Origin of the sequence: Streptomyces sp. NPDC096136 (assembly GCF_044763325.1) — a bacterium.
In the GTDB taxonomy this organism is placed as follows: Bacteria; Actinomycetota; Actinomycetes; order Streptomycetales; family Streptomycetaceae; genus Streptomyces.
This window is the reverse complement of the sequence record NZ_JBIWFZ010000007.1, coordinates 169795-189004: the sequence shown is the minus strand read 5'-3', so window position 1 is coordinate 189004 and position 19210 is coordinate 169795. Positions and strand designations below refer to the sequence as shown.

Here is a 19210-nt window from a genome sequence, read left to right as displayed (position 1 = left end):
GGAGAGCGCGTCTCCCGCACCCCCGTGCGCCCGTCCTTGCCGACCGGACTCCCGGGCCGCCCTGTGCGACGCTGGCGGGGGGACCGCGGGGCGGGGCGCGGGACCGCGGGCGCCCGGACGGAGTCCGGGGGAGACACGAGGCGGCTGTCATGGGGCGGTGGCGAGGGCGCTGGCGGTGGCGGGCCGCAGGCGGCGCACTGGTGCGGATCCTGATCGTGTGGGCGGTCTCCACGCTCACCCTGCTCGTACTCGCCGCGATCCTGCCCGACTTCCGCCTCCAGTCCGCCGACGGCGACAGCGTCACCCGCGTCGGGCTGACCGCCGCCTGGGGCGCCGGGGCCTTCGGCCTGCTGACCGCCCTGGTCTGGCCGGTCGTCGTCCGGGCCCTGCTGCTGGTGCCCGCCCTGGTGCTCGGGCTGCTCGTCTTCTTCCTCAACGGCTCCCTCCTGCTCATGGCCCTCAGCCTGATCCCCGAGGGGCGCGGCGCGGAGGCCGCCCCGCAGACGGCGGTGGTCGTCGCCGCGGCCATGTCCGCCGTCGCCTCGGCCACCTCCACCGCGCTCGCGGTCCGCGACGACGAGGCCTACCGGCGCCGGCTGTACCGGCTCGCCGCCCGGCGCCGCCGCCGCTCCGCGGCGCCCCCGGGAGCCGCCGCCCCGGGGCTGGTCTTCCTCCAGCTCGACGGGGTCGGGTACCGGGAGCTGTGCCGGGCGGCGGCCGACGGCCTGATGCCGACGGTGGCCGGCTGGCTGGAGGACAGCCACCGGGTCATGCCCTGGCGCACGGACTGGTCCAGCCAGACCGGCGCCAGCCAGCTGGGGATCCTGCACGGCTCCACCTTCGACGTGCCGGCCTTCCGCTGGTACGAGAAGGAGACCGGTGAGGTGATGGTCTGCAACCGGCCCACCAGCGCCGCCGAACTCCAGCGCCGCGCCGTGGAGCGCACCCGGGACGCAGGGCTGCTCTCCCTGGACGGGGCGAGCCGGGGCAACCTCTTCAGCGGGGGCGCCGACCAGCTGGCGCTGGTGCTCTCCGTCGCGGCCCGGCGCGGGCGCGCCAACCGCTCCCGCGCGGGCTACTTCGCGTACTTCTCCGACCCGGCCAACGCCGTCCGCACCGCCCTGTCCTTCGTCGCCGAGGCGGCCCGGGAGATCGGCCAGTCCCTGCGCTCACGGCTGCGCGACGACCACCCCCGGGTGCCGCGCGGCGGGCTGTACCCGCTGATCAGGGCCTTCGCGACGGTCGTCGAACGGGACGTGGTGGTCGCGGCGGTGATCGGGGACCTGCTCGCCGGCCGGGCGTCCGTCTACGCCGACCTGGTGGCCTACGACGAGGTCGCCCACCACTGCGGCCCGCACGGCCGGGACACCGACCGGGTGCTCGCCCGGCTCGACCGGAGCCTCGCGCTGATCGCCCGGGTCGCCGAGCACGCGCCGCGCGAGTACCGCTTCGTCCTGCTGTCGGACCACGGCCAGAGCCCGGGGGAGACCTTCCTCGGCCGCTACGGGCTCAGCCTGGAGGACCTGGTCCGGGCGGGCTGCGGGCTGCCCGTGTCCCGCCGGGCCGGCCGCACCCGCAGCGGGGCCGAGGCCAGGGCCGCGGTGCTGGCCGCCCTGCACCGGCCGGTGGAGGAGGACGGGGAGGAGGCCCGCCCCGGGCCGGGCCCGCACCCGGTGGTGCTGGCCTCGGGCAACCTCGGGCTGATCTCCTTCCCCGACCTGCCGGGCCGCGCCACCCGCCGGTGGATCGAGCGGGCCCACCCCGCCCTGCTGGCCACCCTCGCCAACCACCCCGGGGTGGGCTTCCTGCTGGTCGACGGCGAGGTGCTGGGCCCGAACGGGGCCTCGGCGCGGCTCGACGCGCCCGGGGCGGCGGAGACGGTCCTGGCGGCGTTCGGCCCGGGGGCGGCGGACGCGGTCCGCCGGACGGACTCCTTCCCGCACGTCGCCGACGTCATGGTCAACTCGGCGTACGACCCGCGCACGGGAGCCGTGCACGCCTTCGAGGAGCAGATCGGCTCGCACGGCGGCCTGGGCGGGGAACAGGGGCGCCCCTTCCTGATGTGGCCGACGGACCTGTCGCCGCCGGACGCGGAGCTGGTGGGCGCGGAGGCGGTGCACGAGGTGCTGCGCCGCTGGCTGCGCGCATCGGACGGCCCGCAGGTGCCCCTCCCGGCCCGACGGGAGGATCACCGGCCGGAGGGCGGTTCTAACGGAACCTTTACGTCCGCAGACGGCCCGGAGCCGGATGAAAGCCGGTGATTTGGTGCGGACTTCCCGGTGGTCAACCATGTGTTCAACTGCCCACCATGTGAGACATCCAGAGGCGCACCACCGATGACCAGCACCGCAGCCCCGCCCGTCGAGGAAAGCAACGCACCCGGGGCCGCCGGAGCCCATCAGCCCGACGCGCCCGGGCAGGACGGGGCGCCCGCCCCCGCCGACCGGCACGCCCGCCGCTTCGGCCTCCCCGTCGCCGTCTGCCTGGTCATGGGCAACGTGATCGGCGGCGGGATCTTCCTGCTCCCCGCCTCGGTCGCGCCGTTCGGCACGATCAGCCTGCTCTCCTTCGCCGTCCTGACCCTCGGCGCCATCGCGCTGGCCCTGGTCTTCGGCCGCCTCGCCCAGCGCCACCCGCAGACCGGCGGGCCCTACGTCTACGTGCGGGCCGCCTTCGGCGACTTCGCGGGCTTCCTCGCCGCGTACAGCTACTGGATGACCGCCTGGGTCTCCAACGCCGCCCTCGCCGTGGCCTCCGTCGGCTACCTCGCCGTGCTCTTCCCGGCGGTGGGGGCCCACAAGTGGTCGATGTGCCTGGCTGCCCTCGTCGTCCAGTGGCTGCCGGCCCTCTCCAACCTGGCCGGCACCCGGTACGTGGGCGCGGTCCAGGTGGTCGCGACCGTCCTGAAGCTGGTCCCGCTGCTGCTGGTGGCAGTGGGCGGGCTGTTCTTCTTCGACCCGGCCAACCTCGGCCCCTTCCAGGCCACCGACCAGAGCCCGGTCGGTGCGGTCTCCGCGTCCGCCGCGATCCTGCTCTTCAGCTACATCGGCGTCGAGTCCGCCGCCGTCAGCGCCGGCGAGGTCCGCGACCCGGCCCGCAACGTCGGCCGGGCCACCGTCCTCGGCACCGTCGGCGCCGCCACCGTCTACCTGCTCGGCACCCTCGCCGTCTTCGGCCTGGTCGCCCACGACGAGCTGGTCTCCTCCCAGGCCCCCTTCACCGACGCCGTCGACGCGATGTTCGGCGGCACCTGGGGCGGCACCCTGGTCGCCGGCGCCGCCGTGATCTCGATGGTCGGCGCCCTCAACGGCTGGACCCTGCTCGGCGCGCAGACCCCGTACGCGGCCGCCCGCGACGGGCTCTTCCCGAAGGTCTTCGAGAAGAAGCAGCGCGGGGTCCCGGTGGCCGGCGTCCTGGTCACGGTCGTGCTGGCCTCCGCCCTGACCGTCTACAACTACACGGCCGGCTCCGCGGGCGTCTTCGAGGCACTGGTCCTGATCACCACCTTCACCGCGACCGTCCCCTACCTGCTCTCCACCGCCGCCCAGCTGTACTTCCTGGCCTCGGGCCAGTCGGAGCGGGTCCGGCGCGGGCAGCTGCTGCGCGACGGCGTCCTCGCCGGCGTGGCCTTCGCCTTCTCGATGTGGCTGGTCGCCGGGTCCGGGTACGCGGCCGTCTACCAGGGCGTGCTGTTCCTCTTCGCGGGCGTCCTGGTCTACGCCCTGATGTCGGCCCGCAAGCGGCGCGCGGCCGCCTGACCGCGGAGGGCCGTCACCCGGACGGCCCACCCCGGATGCCGCCGCCGCGACGCCGGGGCAGTCTGTGGCCATCGACCGTCGCCACCCACAGACGAGGACCGCGCCATGTCCCAGATCCGGCGTATCGGCGTCATGACCGGGGTTGCAGCCCTCCTGCTGGCCGGCACCGCGTGCTCGGCGGGCCGGACCACGGTGGGCATGCTCACCTTCAGGGGCCACGACTCCCCCGTGGAGGTCAGCTACTCCAACACCTCCGTGCAGGGCTGCCACCGCATCGGCATGCCGCACGGGGCCACGCACGTCGCGAACAACACCCTCGTCGACGTGATCCTGTACCGGACGCCGGACTGCCGGCCCGGCGAGCACGAGGACGGGATCTACGTCGCGACCACCCTGTCGAACGTGACGGCCCCCTCCAGCCTGCCGTGGCGCAGCTGGAGCGTCGTCCACTGACCCACCCGTTTCCCGGCCCGGAACCCTCCGGGCCGGGAAACGGCGGAGCCCCCGGCCTGGCGGCCGGGGGCTCCGTGCGTGTCCGGTGCGGATCAGTCCAGGTAGTCGCGCAGGACCTGCGAACGCGACGGGTGGCGCAGCTTCGACATGGTCTTGGACTCGATCTGGCGGATGCGCTCACGGGTCACCCCGTACACGCGGCCGATCTCGTCCAGCGTCTTCGGCTGGCCGTCGTTGAGGCCGTAGCGCATGGAGACCACGCCCGCCTCGCGCTCCGAGAGCGTGCCCAGGATCGACTGGAGCTGCTCCTGGAGGAAGGTGAAGGACACCGCGTCGGCCGGCACGACCGCCTCGGAGTCCTCGATGAGGTCACCGAACTCGCTGTCGCCCTCCTCACCCAGGGGGGTGTGCAGGGAGATCGGCTCGCGGCCGTACTTCTGGACCTCGATGACCTTCTCCGGGGTCATGTCGAGTTCCTTGCCCAGCTCCTCCGGGGTGGGCTCGCGGCCCAGGTCCTGGAGCATCTGGCGCTGCACGCGGGCGAGCTTGTTGATGATCTCGACCATGTGCACGGGGATGCGGATGGTGCGGGACTGGTCGGCCATGGCGCGCGTGATCGCCTGCCGGATCCACCAGGTCGCGTACGTGGAGAACTTGAAGCCCTTGGTGTAGTCGAACTTCTCCACGGCGCGGATCAGGCCGACGTTGCCCTCCTGGATCAGGTCCAGGAAGAGCATGCCGCGGCCCGTGTAGCGCTTGGCCAGGGAGACCACGAGGCGGAGGTTGGCCTCCAGCAGGTGGTTCTTGGCGCGGCGGCCGTCCTCGACGAGGATCTCCAGCTCGCGCTTGAACGCGGGCTTGTGGTCCTCCTCCTCTTCGAGCTTGTACTCGGAGAAGAGACCCGCCTCGATGCGCTTGGCGAGCTCGACCTCCTGCTCGGCGTTGAGCAGCGGCACCTTTCCGATGAGCTTGAGGTAGTCCTTGACCGGGTCGGCGGTGGCACCGGCCACCATGACGGTCTGCGCCGGGGCGTCGTCCTCGTCCTCGTCGGACAGCACGAAGCCCTGGCCGCCGGCCTTGGGGGCCTCTTCCTCGGTCTCGTCGGCGAGGTCCTCGACCGCCCAGTCCTCGCCCTCGACGACCGGGTTCTCGGCGTCGTCGGCGTCCTTGGCGGTGGTCTTCTTCGCGGCGGTCTTCTTGGTGGCCGTGGCCTTCTTGGCCGCGGTCTTCTTGACCGTGCGCTTCTTGGGCTCGGCGCCGGCCTCGGCCGACACCTCCTGCGACGCGGCGGCCGACGGAGCGGATATCGCCGCGGCGGCGGCCGGGGCGGCGGCGACCGAGGCCTTGCGCGCGCCGATGGGGCGCGGCGCGGCGGCCGCCTTCTTCGTCACGGTGCGGGCCGGGGCGGCGGCTGCCTTGCGGGGCTTCTTGGCAGCAGCCTTGGTGGCGGGGGCGGCGCTGACGTGGAGGGCGACACCCTCCTCGTCCAGGACCTGGTTCAGGCTGCGCAGGACCCGCTTCCACTGGTCCACCGGGATGCGGCCGGCCTCGAAGGCCTGGCGCACATCGTCACCGTTGATGTGACCCTGCTCGCGGCCGCGCTCGACGAGCGCGACGAGGGCCTCCGATTCGGCGATCTCCGGAGGGAACGTACGGGACGGGCTGAGCGACACAAGGAGCCTCTCGTTGCGAACAGATAAGGGGTGGGCGGGAATCATCGCGCGGACTCGGGAAACAGTCCCCAGGGGGGCTGTATTCCGGGGCCGCACGAGGACACCTGTCGGTTCATCGCCTGCCCGAGTCGATTCGTTACGCGCTGAATTGAGTGACCTGCGCCACGCTGTGTCCGGGCAACCGATCCGGCGCGGCTGCGTCCGCGCCGGACCCGTGCCGGATCCGCCTCGTGCGCACGCCCACACGCGTCAGTCCGGCTTGTGGGCCTCGATGAGGAACCGGGCGGTGTGCGCGACGAACGGGCCGTCGCGCTCGATCCGTTCGTGGAGCTCCCGCAGCCGGTCCCGGTACTGGCCGACCGTGAAGCCGGGAACCATCCAGATCACCTTCCTCAGGAAGTAGATCACGGCTCCGATGTCGTGGAACTCCGTGCGGAGCCGCTCGGAGCGCAGGTCGACCACCTCCAGGCCCGCCTTCCGGGCGTCGGCGACCGCGTCGTCGGGGTGCCGGGCGCGCCGGACCTCCTCCGGCTGCGGGCCGAGGAAGTACTCGACCAGCTCGAAGACGCTCGCCGGGCCGACCTGCTGCGAGAAGTACGTGCCGCCCGGCGTCAGCACCCGGGCGATCTCCTCCCACCAGATGGTCACCGGGTGCCGGCTCGCCACCAGCTCGAAGGCCGCTTCGCCGAAGGGCAGCGGCGGCTCGTCGGCGTCCGCGACCACCACGGCGCCCAGCGGGTGCAGCAGCCGGGTGGCCCGCTCGATGTTCGGGGGCCAGGACTCCGTCGCCGCCGTCAGCGGCGGCAGCGGGCCCGCGCCGGCCAGGACCTCGCCGCCGCCCGTCTGGATGTCCAGGGCCGAGCGGACCCGCGCCAGGTGCTCGCCCAGCAGCCGCTGGTACCCCCAGGAGGGCCGCTGCTCGGTGGCCCGGCCGTCGAGCCAGGAGAAGTCCCACCCGTCCACGGAGACGGATTCCGCCTCGGCGACGAGATGGTCGAAAGTGCGCGTCATGTCTCGATCGTCCCAGGTCGGGCGCCAGTCATCCACCGGATATCCCCGCGGGACGGGTCGACTACAGTGGGAGCAGGGCCGTGACTGGCGTTCGGGTGGATCACCACCGGGGAGCGGCCCGGCGTACGCACCTCCCCGTACGTCGACTGCCGCGCGCCTGGGCGAACCGCGATCCGCAGCGACGTTCAGGAGACCCCGTGACGACTGCCCCCACCGCCACCGCCCAGCTCATGGACGGCACCGCCCTCGCGCGCCGCGTCTCGGAGCGGACCGCCGCCCTCGCGGCGAAGATCACCGAGCGCACCGGCACCGCGCCCTGCCTGGCCACCGTCCTGGTCGGCGAGGACCCCGCGTCCGTCACGTACGTGCGCATGAAGCAGAACCGTTGCGCCAAGGCGGGGATCACCTCCCGCCACGTGGCCCTGCCGGCCGAGACCACCACCGAGGAGCTCGTCGCCACGATCACGGCCCTCTCGGAGGACCCCGCGATCAGCGGCATCCTGCTCCAGCACCCGGTCCCGCACCACATCGACGAGCGGGCCGCCTTCGAGGCCATCGCCCCCGGCAAGGACGTCGACGGGGTCACCATGCACTCCTTCGCCGCCATGGGCTTCGGCCTGCCCGGCTTCGTCTCCTGCACCCCCGGCGGCATCATGCGCCTGCTCGCCGAGTACGACGTGGACCTCACGGGCAAGCACGCCGTCGTGGTCGGCCGCAGCGCGATCCTGGGCAAGCCGGCCGGCATGCTGCTGCTGGAGCAGAACGCCACCGTCACCTACTGCCACTCCCGCACCAAGGACCTGTCCTCGATCGTCCGCCAGGCGGACGTCCTGGTGGCCGCGGTCGGCAAGGCCGAGTTCATCCGGGGCGAGGACATCAAGGAGGGCGCGGTCGTCCTGGACGCCGGCTACAACGAGGGCAACGTCGGCGACGTGCACTTCGAGTCGGCCGCCGCCCGCGCCTCCCTGATCACCCCGGTGCCCGGCGGTGTCGGCCCGATGACCATCGCGGTCCTGCTGGAGCAGACCGTGCACGCCGCGGCCGCCCAGGCCGGCCTGGACCTCGCGGAGCTCTGAGCCCGCCTCCCTCCCTCCCGTACGACGATCCCGCCGGCGCCTCACCCCCCGGGCGGTGCCAGGGCCCCGCTGCGGGCCGCGGCCACCACCGGGGAGGTGCGGAACGCCCGGGCCAGGGCGGCCAGCGGATGGCAGCCGAGCGGCGGGGGAGGGGCGGGGTCGGCCGGCCCGGTCGCGGTCCCGTCCTCCCGCTCGGCGGCGGCGCGGGCGCGGCAGGCGGCGGCGAGCATCGCCGCGTCCGCCACGACCGCGGCGCCCTCCGCGTCCAGGCCCTGGCCGCGCGCGGCCTCCAGGGCCGCGGACCGCACGGCCGGGTCGCACCAAGCCGCCAGGGCCAGCAGCCCGTCGGCGATCACCGACTCGCGGTGCACCAGCCGGATCGCCGGCGCGGACCACCAGGTCAGCGGCACCGTCGTCACGCTGCGGGGGGCGAACCCGCGCAGCGCCTTCCACAGCGGCCGCAGCCGCCGGTACTGGCTGAGGTCCCGCCAGGCCGAGGAGCCCCCGAGCACCGGCACCACGAACCCCGACCCCACCAGCAGCGCCGCCGCCGAGGCCAGCGGCGGGGCCACGTCCGTGGACAGCACGTCCCAGTCGCGGCCCGCCCAGCGGGCACCGACCGCCGCCCACTTCGCGATCAGGTAGCCGAGGTCCAGCACCCCGCCGAGCATCAGCAGCGCCAGCCCCGTGCGCAGCGGCCGCAGCGCGCGGTCCACGCGCAGCATCCACTTCAGGGAGAGCACGCTCAGCGCCGTGCTGCCGACCGTGTGCGCCAGCAGGTAGCAGACGATCATCTCGCGCAACCAGGGCGTGTTCGCGTAGTACGTGTCCAGGTCCCGCAGCCGCTCGACCGGCGCGTCCCCCACCGCGAACAGCACCGCGATCAGCACCGTCACCGTGCCGAAGGCCCCCACCGTCAGCCGCGTCGCCCGCCGCAGGCCCGCCCCCGGACGCCCCGACCAGTGGAGGATCAGCACGACCGAGGCCCCCGAGAAGGCGGTCAGCACCCCGTACACGAGCGGGGCGGCGAAGTTGACCACGCCGGTGAGCTCGTTGACCGCCGCCAGCGAGGGCGGCGCCGCCAGGAACGTCAGCAGGACGCCGACCACGAGCAGCGCGCACACGGCCCGCATGATCGGCTGGTCCCAGCCCCGGCGGATGGCCGGGGCCTTGATCAGCAGGGCCAGCGCCATCACCGAGCCGGCCAGGTAGAGGACCAGGCCGTACCTCACAGGGAGCGGCCCGCGGGGCCGGCTTCCCGGGCCGGGCCGTCGGCGCGGCCGTCCGGGAGCCGCGAGGCCCCCGCCGGCCGGTCGAGCCCGGCCACCGTCCGCTCGGCGGCCGTCAGCGGCGGGGCCTTGAGGCCGCCCCGGGCGGAGGACCGCAGCACCCGCCAGAGCACCTCCGGGCGGAACCAGGCGGTGGGCGGGCTGGTCATGGTGATCACCTCGAAGAAGGCGGCCGTGAGCGGCTCCTCGACGGTGGCCCCGGCCATCAGCCGGTTGACGTACGCGTCCAGCAGGCCCGCCCCCGGCTTCGGCCGCATGCCCGTCGCGCCCGGGTAGAGGATGTCCTGCGAGGTGGCCAGGGTCCAGGCGGCGGCCACCTGCGGGGTGAGGGCGCGCTGCGCCGCGTTGCCGAAGCCGGGCCGGGACAGGCCCCCCGAGCGCAGCAGGGCGCGGACGGCGAGCAGCCCCCTGGCGGCGACCGTCATGCCCTGGCCGTAGAGCGGGTTGAAGGTCGCGACGGAGTCCCCGACGGCGAAGAAGCCGTCGGGCAGGTCCGCCTTCTCGAAGTGGAGGCGCCGATTCGTGGTGCTCTGCGTGACGGCGACGTCCGTGAGGGCGGTGCGCCCTTCCAGGAGCCGCCCCACGATCGGATCGCGCAGGTCCTTGGCGAACGGGATGAAGGCGTCGGGGTCCGCGGTCGGCTGCCCGCCCCGGGTGCCGGACAGGGTGGCCTGCCACTGGCCGTTCTCGATGGGGACGATCGTCGCGGTGCGCCCGGGGACGGGAACCCGGGGGTCGGACTGGACGTTGACGATGGGGAACCCCAGTGCGTGCGCCCCCTCGGGCGCCCGGAAGATCCGCGTCGCGTAGACGAGCCCGGAGTCGACCTCGGACTGGGGGACGGCGCCCGCGCCGAGCTCCTCCAGCCAGAGCCGGGAGCGCGAGCCGCGCCCGCCGGCGTCGACGACCACGTCCGCCGGGACCAGCAGACCCTCCTCCCGCGGGGTGTCGACGCGGACGCCGGTGATCCGCGCGGCCGTGCCCTCAAGGCCGCGCACCCGGGTGCGCTGGAGGACCTCGACCCCGGGGAGCGCGGTGACCCGGGCGCGGACCACCGCGTCGAGGAGGTCGCGGCTGCAGGAGACGGTGAACTGCTTCTCGCCGTAGCGCGGGAGCCAGCCGTGGGCGGTCATCGTCACCACGTCGGTGGGCAGCCGGCGGCGGATCGCCCCGGCCGAGGTCCAGGCGTCCGTGATGCCCGGCAGTATCTCCTCGATGGCGCGCGCCCCGCCCGACCACATCACGTGGACGTGCCGTGCCTGCGGCAGCCCGCGCCGGGGCTCCGGACCCTCGGGGAGGGAGTCGGCGTCGATGATCGTGACCGCCGCGTGCTCGGAGAGGACGGCCGCCGTCAGGAGACCGGCCATGCTGCCGCCGATGACGACGGCGTGGCGCGGCGGGGAGGACTGGGTCATCGTGTGGTGCTCTCTGTCAGGCCGCCCGGAACCCGGCGCAGGTCCGGCGGCGGCTCGGGCGAGTGAGTGGGGGCCGGCGGCCGGGCGGGCGTCCGGGGGCGGGCGCTCAACGGCTCCAGCCGAGCGAGGACTTGATCCGTTCGATGCCCTCCGGGGAGGGGTCCTGCCGGGGCGGGGGCAGGTACGTCCTCAGGATCGTGCCGAGGTGCAGCCCGAAGGTCTCGGCCCGGATCTCCGCGGGGTCCTCGGAGTCGGCGCGCGCGGCCGCCTGCCGGACGACGGCGTCCAGCCCCGAGTCGGGGCGCAGCAGGTCGGCGAGGCTGCCGCGGGGGCCGGCCAGGCGGGCGGCCGCGGCCGTGCCCGGGCCGTGGCCGTCGCAGACGCCCTCGTCCAGGTGCCACAGCTCGTGGCAGGCGATGACGAGCTGGTGCTCGGGGCGGGTCCGCGCCTCGACGACGACCAGGTCGCGGTCCTCCAGCTCCAGCCACAGCCCGCTGGCCGTGTCCGGGGGGAAGGGGACGAGGCGGAACTCCACCGGTCGGCCGCCGCGGCGGCGCGCGTAGGCCGCGCACAGCCCGGCGATGATCTCGGGCGCCCCGGACGGCCGGGCGATCCGCGCGCCCGCCAGCAGGTCGGCCGCCAGCCTGCGCATGGTCCGGGTGGTCCTCATCGCGCTTCCCCTTCGGCGACGGCGACGGCGGCGGGCGACCGCTCCCGGCCGTGCGCGTCGCGGCGGGTGGCGGCTCGCACCGGGTGGTTCTCCTACGTCGACAGGGCGTTCGAGGGGGGCTCGGTGCGGTGAAGCCTAGCCGCCGCTCCCGCGCCGAACCAGCGCATCCCCAACATTGGCGTCATACGGACGAGTAGCTTTCCGGCCGCCCCGAACGAGCCCTTCCGCGGCCGCCCGCCCGCCATGACCCCGGAGGTAATCGACCCCGCCGAGCGCCCGGCGGCACAGTGGGGCCATCGGGTTCCGGGGCCGCGCACTCGGCCCCGGAACCCGCCCCCCCCGGCACACTTCGACCCCACTGGAGGCTGACCGCCATGTCCGCGACCCTGCTGTCCGGCTTCGCCCGCACCACCGTCCCGCAGACCGCGCTGCGCCGCTTCCTGGCCCTCGACGCCGTGGTCACCACGGGCAACGGCCTCGCCTACGCCGTCTTCTCCGGACCGCTGGGCCGCCTGCTCGGCGTGGGCCCGTCCGCCCTCGTCGCGCTGGGCCTCTTCCTCACCGCCTTCGGCGCCGGAGTCGGCCTGCTGGCCTCGCGCCGCCGCCCGCCGGTGTTCCCCGTGCGGTGCGTCATCGAGGCCAACTGCGCCTGGGCGGCCCTCAGCCTGATCTCGCTCGCCGTCTGGTTCTCGCCCACGACGGCCGGCGCGGTGTGGATCCCGGCGCAGGCACTCACCGTCGCCTCCTTCGCCCTCTTCCAGCAGCTGGCCCTGCGCGCGACCGCCCCCGCCGCCCGCTGAGGCCGTGCGCGGTCACCCCAGGGTGCGCAGGTACTTCACCGTCGCCGGGTCCGCCGGGAGGAAGGTCTCGATGGCCAGCTCGGCGACGGTCACGTCCATCGGCGTGTTGAAGGTGGAGATGGACGACACGAACGACAGCAGCCGCCCGTCGTGCTCGATGCGCAGGGGCAGCGCGATGTACGGGACGGGCTCGTCCGGCTCGGCGTCGCCCGGCCGCTCCGCCACCGGGTAGGCGGCCACCTCCTCGTACAGGGCGCGCAGCGGCGCCGAGCGGGCCAGCGCGATCTGCCGCTCCATCTGGGCCAGCAGGTGGCCCCGCCACTCCCGCAGGTTGTGGATCCGCGGGGCGAGGCCCTCCGGGTGCAGGGTGAGCCGCATGGCGTTCAGCGGCGGCGCCAGCAGGTGCTCCGGCACGCCGTCCAGCAGCATCGCGATGCCCCGGTTGGCCGCGATCACCGTGTACGTGCCGTCCACGACCAGCGCCGGGTACGGCTCGTAGCCGGTCAGCAGCCGCTCCAGGCCCTCGCGCAGGGCGCCCATGGACGGGTCGTCGATCGGGGTGTGCGCGTACCGGGGCGCGTAACCGGCCGCCAGCAGCAGCGCGTTGCGCTCGCGCACCGGCACGTCGAGGTGGTCGGCGAGGCGCAGCACCATCTCCTCGCTGGGCCGCGAGCGGCCCGTCTCGATGAAGCTGATGTGCCGCGAGGAGGAGTCGGCGCGGCCCGCCAGCTCCAGCTGGCTGATCCCGCGCCGCACCCGCCAGGCGCGCAGCAGGGGGCCCGCGGAGGTGCCGGCCGCCGAGGTCGAGGTCGTCATGGCCACGACGTTAACGGAGCGGCGCCCGGCGGGCCGGAGGCGTTCCGCGGTCCGGGACGGCGCGGCCGGCGGCCCCGGGGATGCACCCGGGCGCACCGGCGCGGGAAGGGTTCGCTCCGGCGCGCACCGTGGAAAACTGACTGCACATCACGGACCGGAAACCGGGCAACGAGCACGAGGAGGCTGCGGATGGCGAGCGAACCGCTCTCGCAGAAGGAGATCGAGGACCGGCTCCGGGAACTCCCCGGCTGGGCCTTCGAGGACGACCGGATCCTGCGCACCTACCGTGTGGGCACGCACCGCGCCGCAAGCGCGCTCGTGGTCCACATCTCCGTGGTCCAGGACGAGTTGAACCACCACTCCGACCTCACCCTCGGCTACGACACGGTCCGCCTCGCGGTGAACAGCCACGACGCCGGCGGCCGCGTCACCGAGAACGACTTCGCCCTCGCGGAACGCGTCGAGGCCCTCGCCCCGGCCCACGGCGCGAGCTGACCGCGGGCCGGCCGGCCCCGACGGGGGTCAGGCCGGCTCCAGCCGCCACCACTGCGACGGGGAGTCGGTGTCCTCGCCCTGCCGGGCCCGGCCCTCGCCGTCGGCCTCCAGCAGCAGGCCGCTGATGCACGCCACCAGCGAGACCACCCCCGGGTCCTCCAGGTGCTCCTCGACGACCCACTCCTGGGCGCCGAAGGCGTTGGCCCGCCACACCTGCACCCGCGCCCCGCTGTCCGTGGAGGCGTTCGCGACGTCGAGGCGCCGGCCGTTGTCCTCGCTCACCACGTGGAAGACACCGGAACCGCTGTGCGTCGGCACGAGCCGCCACCGCCGGGCGGCCTCGGGGGCGGGCGGCCCGTCGGGGCCGACCCGCACCCGGGAGGCGCCCTCCAGCTGGAGCACCAGCCCGCTGCCCGCGTTGCGGATCAGACAGACCCCCGCACGCGGGCCCGGGGGACCGTCAGGGCCGGAAGGGCGCGAGGAGGCGGCGGAGCCGCCGGAGCGGGGAGCGTCCACGTCCGCTTCAGACGTCGAAGACGGCCGGGTCGGGACCGATGCGGCCCCCGTCGGCGCCCAGCGCGTCCAGCGCCCCGAGGTCCTCGGCGTCCAGCTCGAACCCGAACACGTCCAGGTTCTCGCGGATCCGGGACGGGGTCACCGACTTCGGGATCACGATGGTGCCCAGCTGGAGGTGCCAGCGCAGCACCACCTGCGCCGCACTGCGTCCGTGCTTGGCGGCCACGGCGGCCACCGCCGGGAGCTCCAGCAGCTCCTTGCCCTGGCCGAGCGGGGACCAGGCCTCGGTCGCGATGCCGAGCGAGGCGTGCAGCGCGCGCAGTTCGGCCTGCGGGAACAGCGGGTGCAGCTCGACCTGGTTCACCGCCGGGACCAGGGGGCTCTCGGCCCCGAGCCGCTCCAGGTCCGCCGGGCGGAAGTTCGACACGCCGACGGCCCGGGCGCGGCCGCTCGCCGCGATCTCCTCGAAGGTCTTCCAGATGGTGAGGAAGTCGTCGCGCATCGGGCGCGGCCAGTGGATCAGGTACAGGTCGACGTGGTCCAGGCCCAGCTTGCCGAGCGAGTCGTCGAAGGCGCGCAGCACCGCGTCCCGGTCCCAGCGCCGGTCCGGCCCGTTCCACAGCTTGGTGGTGACGAACAGCTCCTCGCGCGGGAGCCCGGAGCCGGTCACCGCCCGGCCGGTGCCCCGCTCGTTGCCGTAGACGGCCGCCGTGTCGACGCTGCGGTAGCCGGCCTCCAGCGCGCTCCCGACGACCCGTTCCGCCTCGGCGTCCGGCACCTGCCAGACGCCGAAGCCGAGCTGGGGCATCAGCGTGCCGTTGTTGAGCCTGATGTGCGGGACCTGGTTCACGGTGGGTGTTCCTCGGGGTCGGGGCGGTGCGGGGTGGTGCGCGCGGGACGCGCGAGGGGCCACAACCGGCCTCCCGCGCCGCGTATTCCCGGCCGCCGAGGCGGCCGCCCGACACCATCCGGACGGCCCAGTCCGGCCGCGGGAGGGCACCGGCCGGGGGAGGGCACCGGCCTCGGGTGGGGTACAGGCCTCAGGAGGGGTACAGGCCCGCGATCTCCGCGGCGTACGCCTTCTCGATCGCCCGGCGCTTCAGCTTCAGCGAGGGCGTCAGCAGACCCCGCTCCTCCGTGAACTGCCCGGCCAGCACCCGGAAGGCGCGGATCTGCTCGGCCTGCGACACCAGGGTGTTGGCGGCCACCACCGCCCGCCGCACCTCCGCCGTCAGTGCCGGGTCCCCCACCAGCTGCTCCGCCGACCGCTGCGCCAGCCCGCGCATCGACAGCCAGTGCGCTATCCCCTCCATGTCCAGGGTCACCAGCGCCGCGACGAAGGGCCGGTCGTTGCCCACCAGGACGCACTGCGACACCAGCGGATGCGAGCGCACCCGCTCCTCCAGCGCCGCCGGGGCCACGCTCTTGCCGTTGGAGGTCACCAGGACCTCCTTCTTGCGCCCGGTGATCGTCAGATAGCCGTCCCCGTCCAGCCGCCCCAGGTCCCCGGTCGCCAGCCAGCCGCCGCGCAGCACCCCCTCCGTGGCCCGGGTGTCGCCCAGGTAGCCGGCGAAGACGTGGGGGCCGTGCAGCCACACCTCCCCGTCCTCGGCGATGTGCACCGTGGTCCCCGGGATCGGCGGCCCCACCGTCCCGTACTTCACCGCCCCCGGCGGGTTCGCGGTGGCCGCCGCGCTGGACTCCGTCAGCCCGTACCCCTCGAACACCGTGATCCCGGCGCCGTCGAAGAAGAGCCCCAGCCGCCGCGACATCGCCGACCCGCCCGACATCGCGTGCCGCATCCGCCCGCCCAGGGCCTCGCGGACCTTGCCGTACACCAGCCTCTCGAAGAGCTGGTGCTCCATCCGCAGCGCCGCCGAGGGCCCCGGACCGGCCCCGAACGCCTTCTGCTCCCGCGCCTCCGCATACCGCACGGCCGTCTCCACCGCCCGGTCGAAGGGCCCCGAGCGCCCCTCCGCCTCCGCCGTGCGCCGCGCCGCCGCGAACACCTTCTCGAAGACGTACGGGACCCCCAGCACGAACGTCGGCCGGAAGGCCGCCAGGTCCGGGAGCAGCTCCGAGGCGGCGAGCGCCGGCTGGTGCCCGAGCTTGACCCGGGCCCGGACGGCGGCCACCTCGACCATCCGCCCGAAGACGTGCGCCAGCGGCAGGAACAGCAGGGTGGACGGCGGCTCGCCCGGCCCGGCCCGGAAGACCGACTGCCAGCGGGAGACCAGCGTGTCGGCCTCGAACATGAAGTGCGCGTGGGTCAGCACGCACCCCTTGGGGCGGCCCGTGGTCCCCGAGGTGTAGATGACGGTGGCGACCGCGTCCGGCGTCACGGCCCGCCGGTGCCGGTGCACCACGTCCTCGTCCACCCCCCGCCCGGCCGCCACCAGTTCCGCCAGCGCCCCCGCGTCGAGCTGCCACAGCATCCGCAGCTCCGGCAGCCCCTCGATCACCGAACCGACCGTCATCGCCTGGTCCTCGTCCTCCACGACGCACCCGGTGCAGGAGGAGTCGGACAGGATCCAGTGCACCTGTTCCGCCGAGGACGTCGGGTAGACGGGGACGGACTGCGCTCCGATCGCCCACAGCGCGAAGTCGAACAGGGTCCACTCGTAGCGGGTGCGCGCCATCACCGCGACCCGGTCCCCGAAGCGCACCCCCTGGGCCAGCAGCCCCTTGGCGAGCGCGAGCACCTCGCCGGCCAGTTCCGCGGAGGTCACGTCCCGCCACGCCCCGGCCGTCTTGCGCCCGAGCGCCACCCCGTGGGGGTCCTGCCCGGCATGCTCGAAGACCACGTCGGCCAGGCCGCCGACCGGCGAGCCGCTGACCACGGGGGGCACGGTGAACTCGCGCAACATTCCGCTCCTTGGGTCCCGGGCGCCGAGACGCTACCCCACCGGCCCCGCCGCCCGTCACCCCTGCGGAGATCTCCACAGGATCCCCCCGCGCGCAACCCCGCATGACCTGCGCACTCGCCCGCCGGGAGACACACCGGCACCGTGTCCGTCACCCTCGGCGCCGAGCACTGCGACGGCATCGCGCCCGACCGCGAGGCGGACTGCCTGCCGGCGGGCACCACCCAGTACACCGGCGACACCCCCTTCGAGGTCCAGCCCCGCCCCGCGACCTCCAGCACGCCACCGGCCTGCCCGGATGGTCCGGGCCCCGCCCTACGCCGGCCGGCTCAGGCGGTCGCCGCCCGCCAGGACGGCCGCCGCCAGGGCCTCCGCGGCCGGCGTCGGACGGCGGCCCTGGAGCAGGGCGAACTCCACCGGGCCCAGCTCCGGCAGCCCGCCCACCCGGACCAGCCCCGGCGGGATCAGCCCCCGGGTGTGCGCCATCACCCCCAGCCCGGCGCGGGCCGCCGCGATCAGCCCGCTCAGGCTGCCGCTCGTACAGGCGATCCGCCAGGCCCGCCCCTCCCGCTCCAGCACCTCCAGCGCCCGTGCCCGGGTGATCCCCGGCGGCGGGAACACGATCAGCGGCACCGGGCGCTCCGGATCCAGCCGCAGCCCCTCCGCCCCGATCCACACCATCCGGTCCCGCCACACCAGCCGGCCCCGCTCGTCCCCCGGCCCGCGCCGCTTGGCCAGCACCAGGTCCAGGCGCCCCGCGTCCAGCCGCTCGTGCAGGACGCCCGACAGCTCGACCGACAGCTCCAGGTCCACCTCGGGGTGCTCGTGCCGGAACCCCTCCAGGACCTCCGGCAGCCGGGTCAGCACGAAGTCCTCCGACGCCCCGAACCGCAGCCGCCCGCGCAGCCGGGTCCCGGAGAAGAAGGCCGCCGCCCGCTCGTGCGCCTCCAGGATCGTGCGCGCGAAGCCCAGCAGGGCCTCCCCGTCCTCCGTCAGCGCGACGCTGTGGGTGTCCCGGGCGAACAGCGGCCGGCCGGTGGCCTCCTCCAGCCGCCGCACGTGCTGGCTGACGGTGGACTGCCGCACCCCGAGCCGCCCCGCGGCCTGGGTGAAGCTGAGCGTCTGGGCCACGGTGAGGAACGTCCGCAGCTGCACCGGGTCGTACACGCCCCCAGAGTAGTGCGCCGTCATCACGGAACGCGATGGCAGTCAGTGCGGTGTGCGGGTTTCCCGATGACCGCCCACCGGCGACGATGGAAGCCGCCCCTCCGCCACGGGGGCGTCCCCGTTCCGACAGCAAGCGAGCACCGCCATGCGACGCCCCCGCCTCCCCGCCCGGCTCCCCCTGGACCCCTACGTACTGGCGCTGCTCGCCACCGTGGGCCTCGCCGCGCTGCTCCCCGCCCGCGGTCCGGCGGCCACCGTCGCCGAGGGCGCCTCCGCCGCCGCCGTGGCCCTGCTCTTCTTCCTCTACGGAGCCCGGCTCTCCACCCGCGAGGCCCTCGACGGACTGCGCCACTGGCGCCTCCACCTCACCGTGCTGGCCTGCACCTTCCTGCTCTTCCCCGCCCTCGGCCTGGCCGCGCGCGCCCTGGTTCCCGGCCTCCTGTCACCGCCCCTCTACCAGGGCCTGCTCTTCCTCTGCCTGGTCCCCTCGACCGTCCAGTCGTCCATCGCCTTCACCGCGATCGCCCGGGGCAACGTCCCCGCCGCCATCTGCGCCGGCTCCTTCTCCAGCCTCGCGGGCATCGTCCTCACCCCCCTCCTCGCCGGCGCCCTGCTCGGCGGCGGCAGCGGCAGCGGCAGTGGCTTCTCAGCGGATGCCCTCCTCAAGATCGTCGTCCAGCTGCTGCTCCCCTTCCTCCTCGGGCAGGTCCTGCGCCGCTGGGTCGGCGGCTTCCTCGCCCGCCACAAGAAGGTGCTCGGCCACGTCGACCGGGGCTCGATCCTGCTCGTCGTGTACGCCGCGTTCAGCGCGGGCATGGCCGCCGGCGTCTGGCACCGGGTCGGCCTGCGGAGCCTGGGCGCGCTGATGGCCGTGGAGGCCCTGCTCCTCGCCGTCATGCTGCTCGCCACCTGGTACGGGGCCGCCCGCCTCGGCTTCGGCCGCGGGGACCGGATCGCGATCCAGTTCGCCGGGTCGAAGAAGAGCCTCGCCGCCGGACTCCCCATGGCCAGCGTCCTGTTCGGGGCGCAGGCCTCCCTCGCCGTGCTGCCGCTGATGCTCTTCCACCAGATGCAGCTGATGGTGTGCGCCGTCCTGGCCCGCCGCCGCGCCCGCGACCCGCTGACCCCGGACGGCGCCCAACTCCCCGGCGCCCGTGTGGCGGAGGTCTCCCCCCGGCCCCAACACCCCGCTCCGCGCGGCCGGTAA

The 19210-nt window shown here is 74.7% G+C and carries 17 protein-coding genes and 1 riboswitch; of the genes, 7 read left to right on the top strand and 10 right to left on the bottom strand.

Annotated features, from left to right (window positions below; genetic code table 11):
* Window positions 1-149 precede the first annotated feature (149 nt).
* The 3 genes from ACIRBY_RS17495 (at window position 150) to ACIRBY_RS17485 (ending at window position 4211) form a co-directional block, all read left to right on the top strand.
* On the top strand, window positions 150-2261 hold the full coding sequence (locus ACIRBY_RS17495; RefSeq protein WP_403901391.1) for a phage holin family protein: 2112 nt from the start codon (window positions 150-152) through the stop codon (window positions 2259-2261).
* A gap of 75 nt (window positions 2262-2336) precedes the next feature.
* Window positions 2337-3758 (top strand): amino acid permease, encoded by a 1422-nt coding sequence (locus ACIRBY_RS17490; protein WP_403901390.1) that lies wholly within the window; start codon window positions 2337-2339, stop codon window positions 3756-3758.
* A 105-nt stretch (window positions 3759-3863) separates the two neighbouring features.
* Complete coding sequence (locus ACIRBY_RS17485; protein WP_403901389.1) at window positions 3864-4211, top strand: hypothetical protein; 348 nt, start codon at window positions 3864-3866, stop codon at window positions 4209-4211.
* A gap of 92 nt (window positions 4212-4303) precedes the next feature.
* Here ACIRBY_RS17485 and ACIRBY_RS17480 read toward each other — a convergent pair whose 3' ends face one another.
* Together ACIRBY_RS17480 and ACIRBY_RS17475 are read right to left on the bottom strand one after the other, a co-directional pair.
* Window positions 4304-5884 carry an RNA polymerase sigma factor gene (locus ACIRBY_RS17480; protein ID WP_403901388.1) on the bottom strand — a complete coding sequence of 527 codons (1581 nt, stop codon included), beginning with the start codon at window positions 5882-5884 and terminating at the stop codon, window positions 4304-4306.
* 249 nt (window positions 5885-6133) lie between these two features.
* Window positions 6134-6895 (bottom strand): methyltransferase domain-containing protein, encoded by a 762-nt coding sequence (locus ACIRBY_RS17475; RefSeq protein WP_403901386.1) that lies wholly within the window; start codon window positions 6893-6895, stop codon window positions 6134-6136.
* Between the two features lie 70 nt (window positions 6896-6965).
* Window positions 6966-7065: riboswitch (ZMP/ZTP riboswitch) on the top strand.
* A gap of 60 nt (window positions 7066-7125) precedes the next feature.
* On the opposite strand from ACIRBY_RS17475, the gene ACIRBY_RS17470 reads away from it, so the two are divergent.
* Complete coding sequence (locus ACIRBY_RS17470; protein WP_403901639.1) at window positions 7126-7971, top strand: bifunctional 5,10-methylenetetrahydrofolate dehydrogenase/5,10-methenyltetrahydrofolate cyclohydrolase; 846 nt, start codon at window positions 7126-7128, stop codon at window positions 7969-7971.
* A 41-nt stretch (window positions 7972-8012) separates the two neighbouring features.
* Here ACIRBY_RS17470 and ACIRBY_RS17465 read toward each other — a convergent pair whose 3' ends face one another.
* From ACIRBY_RS17465 to ACIRBY_RS17455, 3 genes are all read right to left on the bottom strand, one after another.
* Window positions 8013-9203 (bottom strand): MAB_1171c family putative transporter, encoded by a 1191-nt coding sequence (locus ACIRBY_RS17465; RefSeq protein ID WP_403901385.1) that lies wholly within the window; start codon window positions 9201-9203, stop codon window positions 8013-8015.
* Window positions 9200-10675 (bottom strand): NAD(P)/FAD-dependent oxidoreductase, encoded by a 1476-nt coding sequence (locus ACIRBY_RS17460; RefSeq protein ID WP_403901384.1) that lies wholly within the window; start codon window positions 10673-10675, stop codon window positions 9200-9202. The genes ACIRBY_RS17465 and ACIRBY_RS17460 overlap by 4 nt, the downstream gene beginning before the upstream one ends.
* Window positions 10676-10781: 106 nt before the next feature.
* Entirely contained in the window at window positions 10782-11345 is a 564-nt protein-coding gene (locus tag ACIRBY_RS17455) for a toxin-antitoxin system, toxin component (RefSeq protein ID WP_403901382.1), read from the bottom strand.
* A gap of 374 nt (window positions 11346-11719) precedes the next feature.
* Here ACIRBY_RS17455 and ACIRBY_RS17450 point away from each other — a divergent pair, with 374 nt between their 5' ends.
* Window positions 11720-12145 carry a hypothetical protein gene (locus ACIRBY_RS17450; RefSeq protein WP_403901381.1) on the top strand — a complete coding sequence of 142 codons (426 nt, stop codon included), beginning with the start codon at window positions 11720-11722 and terminating at the stop codon, window positions 12143-12145.
* Between the two features lie 12 nt (window positions 12146-12157).
* Here ACIRBY_RS17450 and ACIRBY_RS17445 read toward each other — a convergent pair whose 3' ends face one another.
* Complete coding sequence (locus ACIRBY_RS17445) at window positions 12158-12961, bottom strand: helix-turn-helix domain-containing protein (RefSeq protein ID WP_403901379.1); 804 nt, start codon at window positions 12959-12961, stop codon at window positions 12158-12160.
* A gap of 189 nt (window positions 12962-13150) precedes the next feature.
* On the opposite strand from ACIRBY_RS17445, the gene ACIRBY_RS17440 reads away from it, so the two are divergent.
* Complete coding sequence (locus tag ACIRBY_RS17440) at window positions 13151-13456, top strand: 4a-hydroxytetrahydrobiopterin dehydratase (protein ID WP_403901378.1); 306 nt, start codon at window positions 13151-13153, stop codon at window positions 13454-13456.
* Window positions 13457-13483: 27 nt separating this feature from the next.
* Here ACIRBY_RS17440 and ACIRBY_RS17435 read toward each other — a convergent pair whose 3' ends face one another.
* From ACIRBY_RS17435 to ACIRBY_RS17420, 4 genes are all read right to left on the bottom strand, one after another.
* Window positions 13484-13885: an RICIN domain-containing protein gene (locus ACIRBY_RS17435; protein WP_403901638.1), complete on the bottom strand. Its 402-nt coding sequence runs from the start codon at window positions 13883-13885 to the stop codon at window positions 13484-13486.
* Window positions 13886-13979: 94 nt separating this feature from the next.
* Window positions 13980-14822: an aldo/keto reductase gene (locus ACIRBY_RS17430; protein ID WP_403901377.1), complete on the bottom strand. Its 843-nt coding sequence runs from the start codon at window positions 14820-14822 to the stop codon at window positions 13980-13982.
* Between the two features lie 190 nt (window positions 14823-15012).
* Entirely contained in the window at window positions 15013-16836 is a 1824-nt protein-coding gene (locus ACIRBY_RS17425) for an AMP-dependent synthetase/ligase (RefSeq protein ID WP_403901375.1), read from the bottom strand.
* Between the two features lie 315 nt (window positions 16837-17151).
* Window positions 17152-18003, bottom strand: coding sequence for a LysR substrate-binding domain-containing protein (locus ACIRBY_RS17420; RefSeq protein WP_403901373.1), 852 nt, complete (start codon window positions 18001-18003; stop codon window positions 17152-17154).
* Window positions 18004-18148: 145 nt separating this feature from the next.
* Between ACIRBY_RS17420 and ACIRBY_RS17415 the strand changes: the two genes are divergently transcribed.
* A complete protein-coding gene (locus ACIRBY_RS17415; protein ID WP_403901372.1) occupies window positions 18149-19210 on the top strand; it encodes a bile acid:sodium symporter family protein in 1062 nt (353 codons plus the stop codon).

What these genes read in the sequence shown, in the direction of transcription:
- ACIRBY_RS17470 (WP_403901639.1), top strand. Translation starts at nt 7,126, where the DNA reads ATGGACGGCACCGCCCTCGCGCGCCGCGTCTCGGAGCGGACCGCCGCC.
- ACIRBY_RS17490 (WP_403901390.1), top strand. Translation starts at nt 2,337, where the DNA reads ATGACCAGCACCGCAGCCCCGCCCGTCGAGGAAAGCAACGCACCCGGG.
- ACIRBY_RS17455 (WP_403901382.1), bottom strand. Translation starts at nt 11,345, where the DNA reads ATGAGGACCACCCGGACCATGCGCAGGCTGGCGGCCGACCTGCTGGCG.
- ACIRBY_RS17450 (WP_403901381.1), top strand. Translation starts at nt 11,720, where the DNA reads ATGTCCGCGACCCTGCTGTCCGGCTTCGCCCGCACCACCGTCCCGCAG.
- ACIRBY_RS17495 (WP_403901391.1), top strand. Translation starts at nt 150, where the DNA reads ATGGGGCGGTGGCGAGGGCGCTGGCGGTGGCGGGCCGCAGGCGGCGCA.
- ACIRBY_RS17440 (WP_403901378.1), top strand. Translation starts at nt 13,151, where the DNA reads ATGGCGAGCGAACCGCTCTCGCAGAAGGAGATCGAGGACCGGCTCCGG.
- ACIRBY_RS17475 (WP_403901386.1), bottom strand. Translation starts at nt 6,895, where the DNA reads ATGACGCGCACTTTCGACCATCTCGTCGCCGAGGCGGAATCCGTCTCC.
- ACIRBY_RS17460 (WP_403901384.1), bottom strand. Translation starts at nt 10,675, where the DNA reads ATGACCCAGTCCTCCCCGCCGCGCCACGCCGTCGTCATCGGCGGCAGC.
- ACIRBY_RS17445 (WP_403901379.1), bottom strand. Translation starts at nt 12,961, where the DNA reads ATGACGACCTCGACCTCGGCGGCCGGCACCTCCGCGGGCCCCCTGCTG.
- ACIRBY_RS17485 (WP_403901389.1), top strand. Translation starts at nt 3,864, where the DNA reads ATGTCCCAGATCCGGCGTATCGGCGTCATGACCGGGGTTGCAGCCCTC.
- ACIRBY_RS17415 (WP_403901372.1), top strand. Translation starts at nt 18,149, where the DNA reads ATGCGACGCCCCCGCCTCCCCGCCCGGCTCCCCCTGGACCCCTACGTA.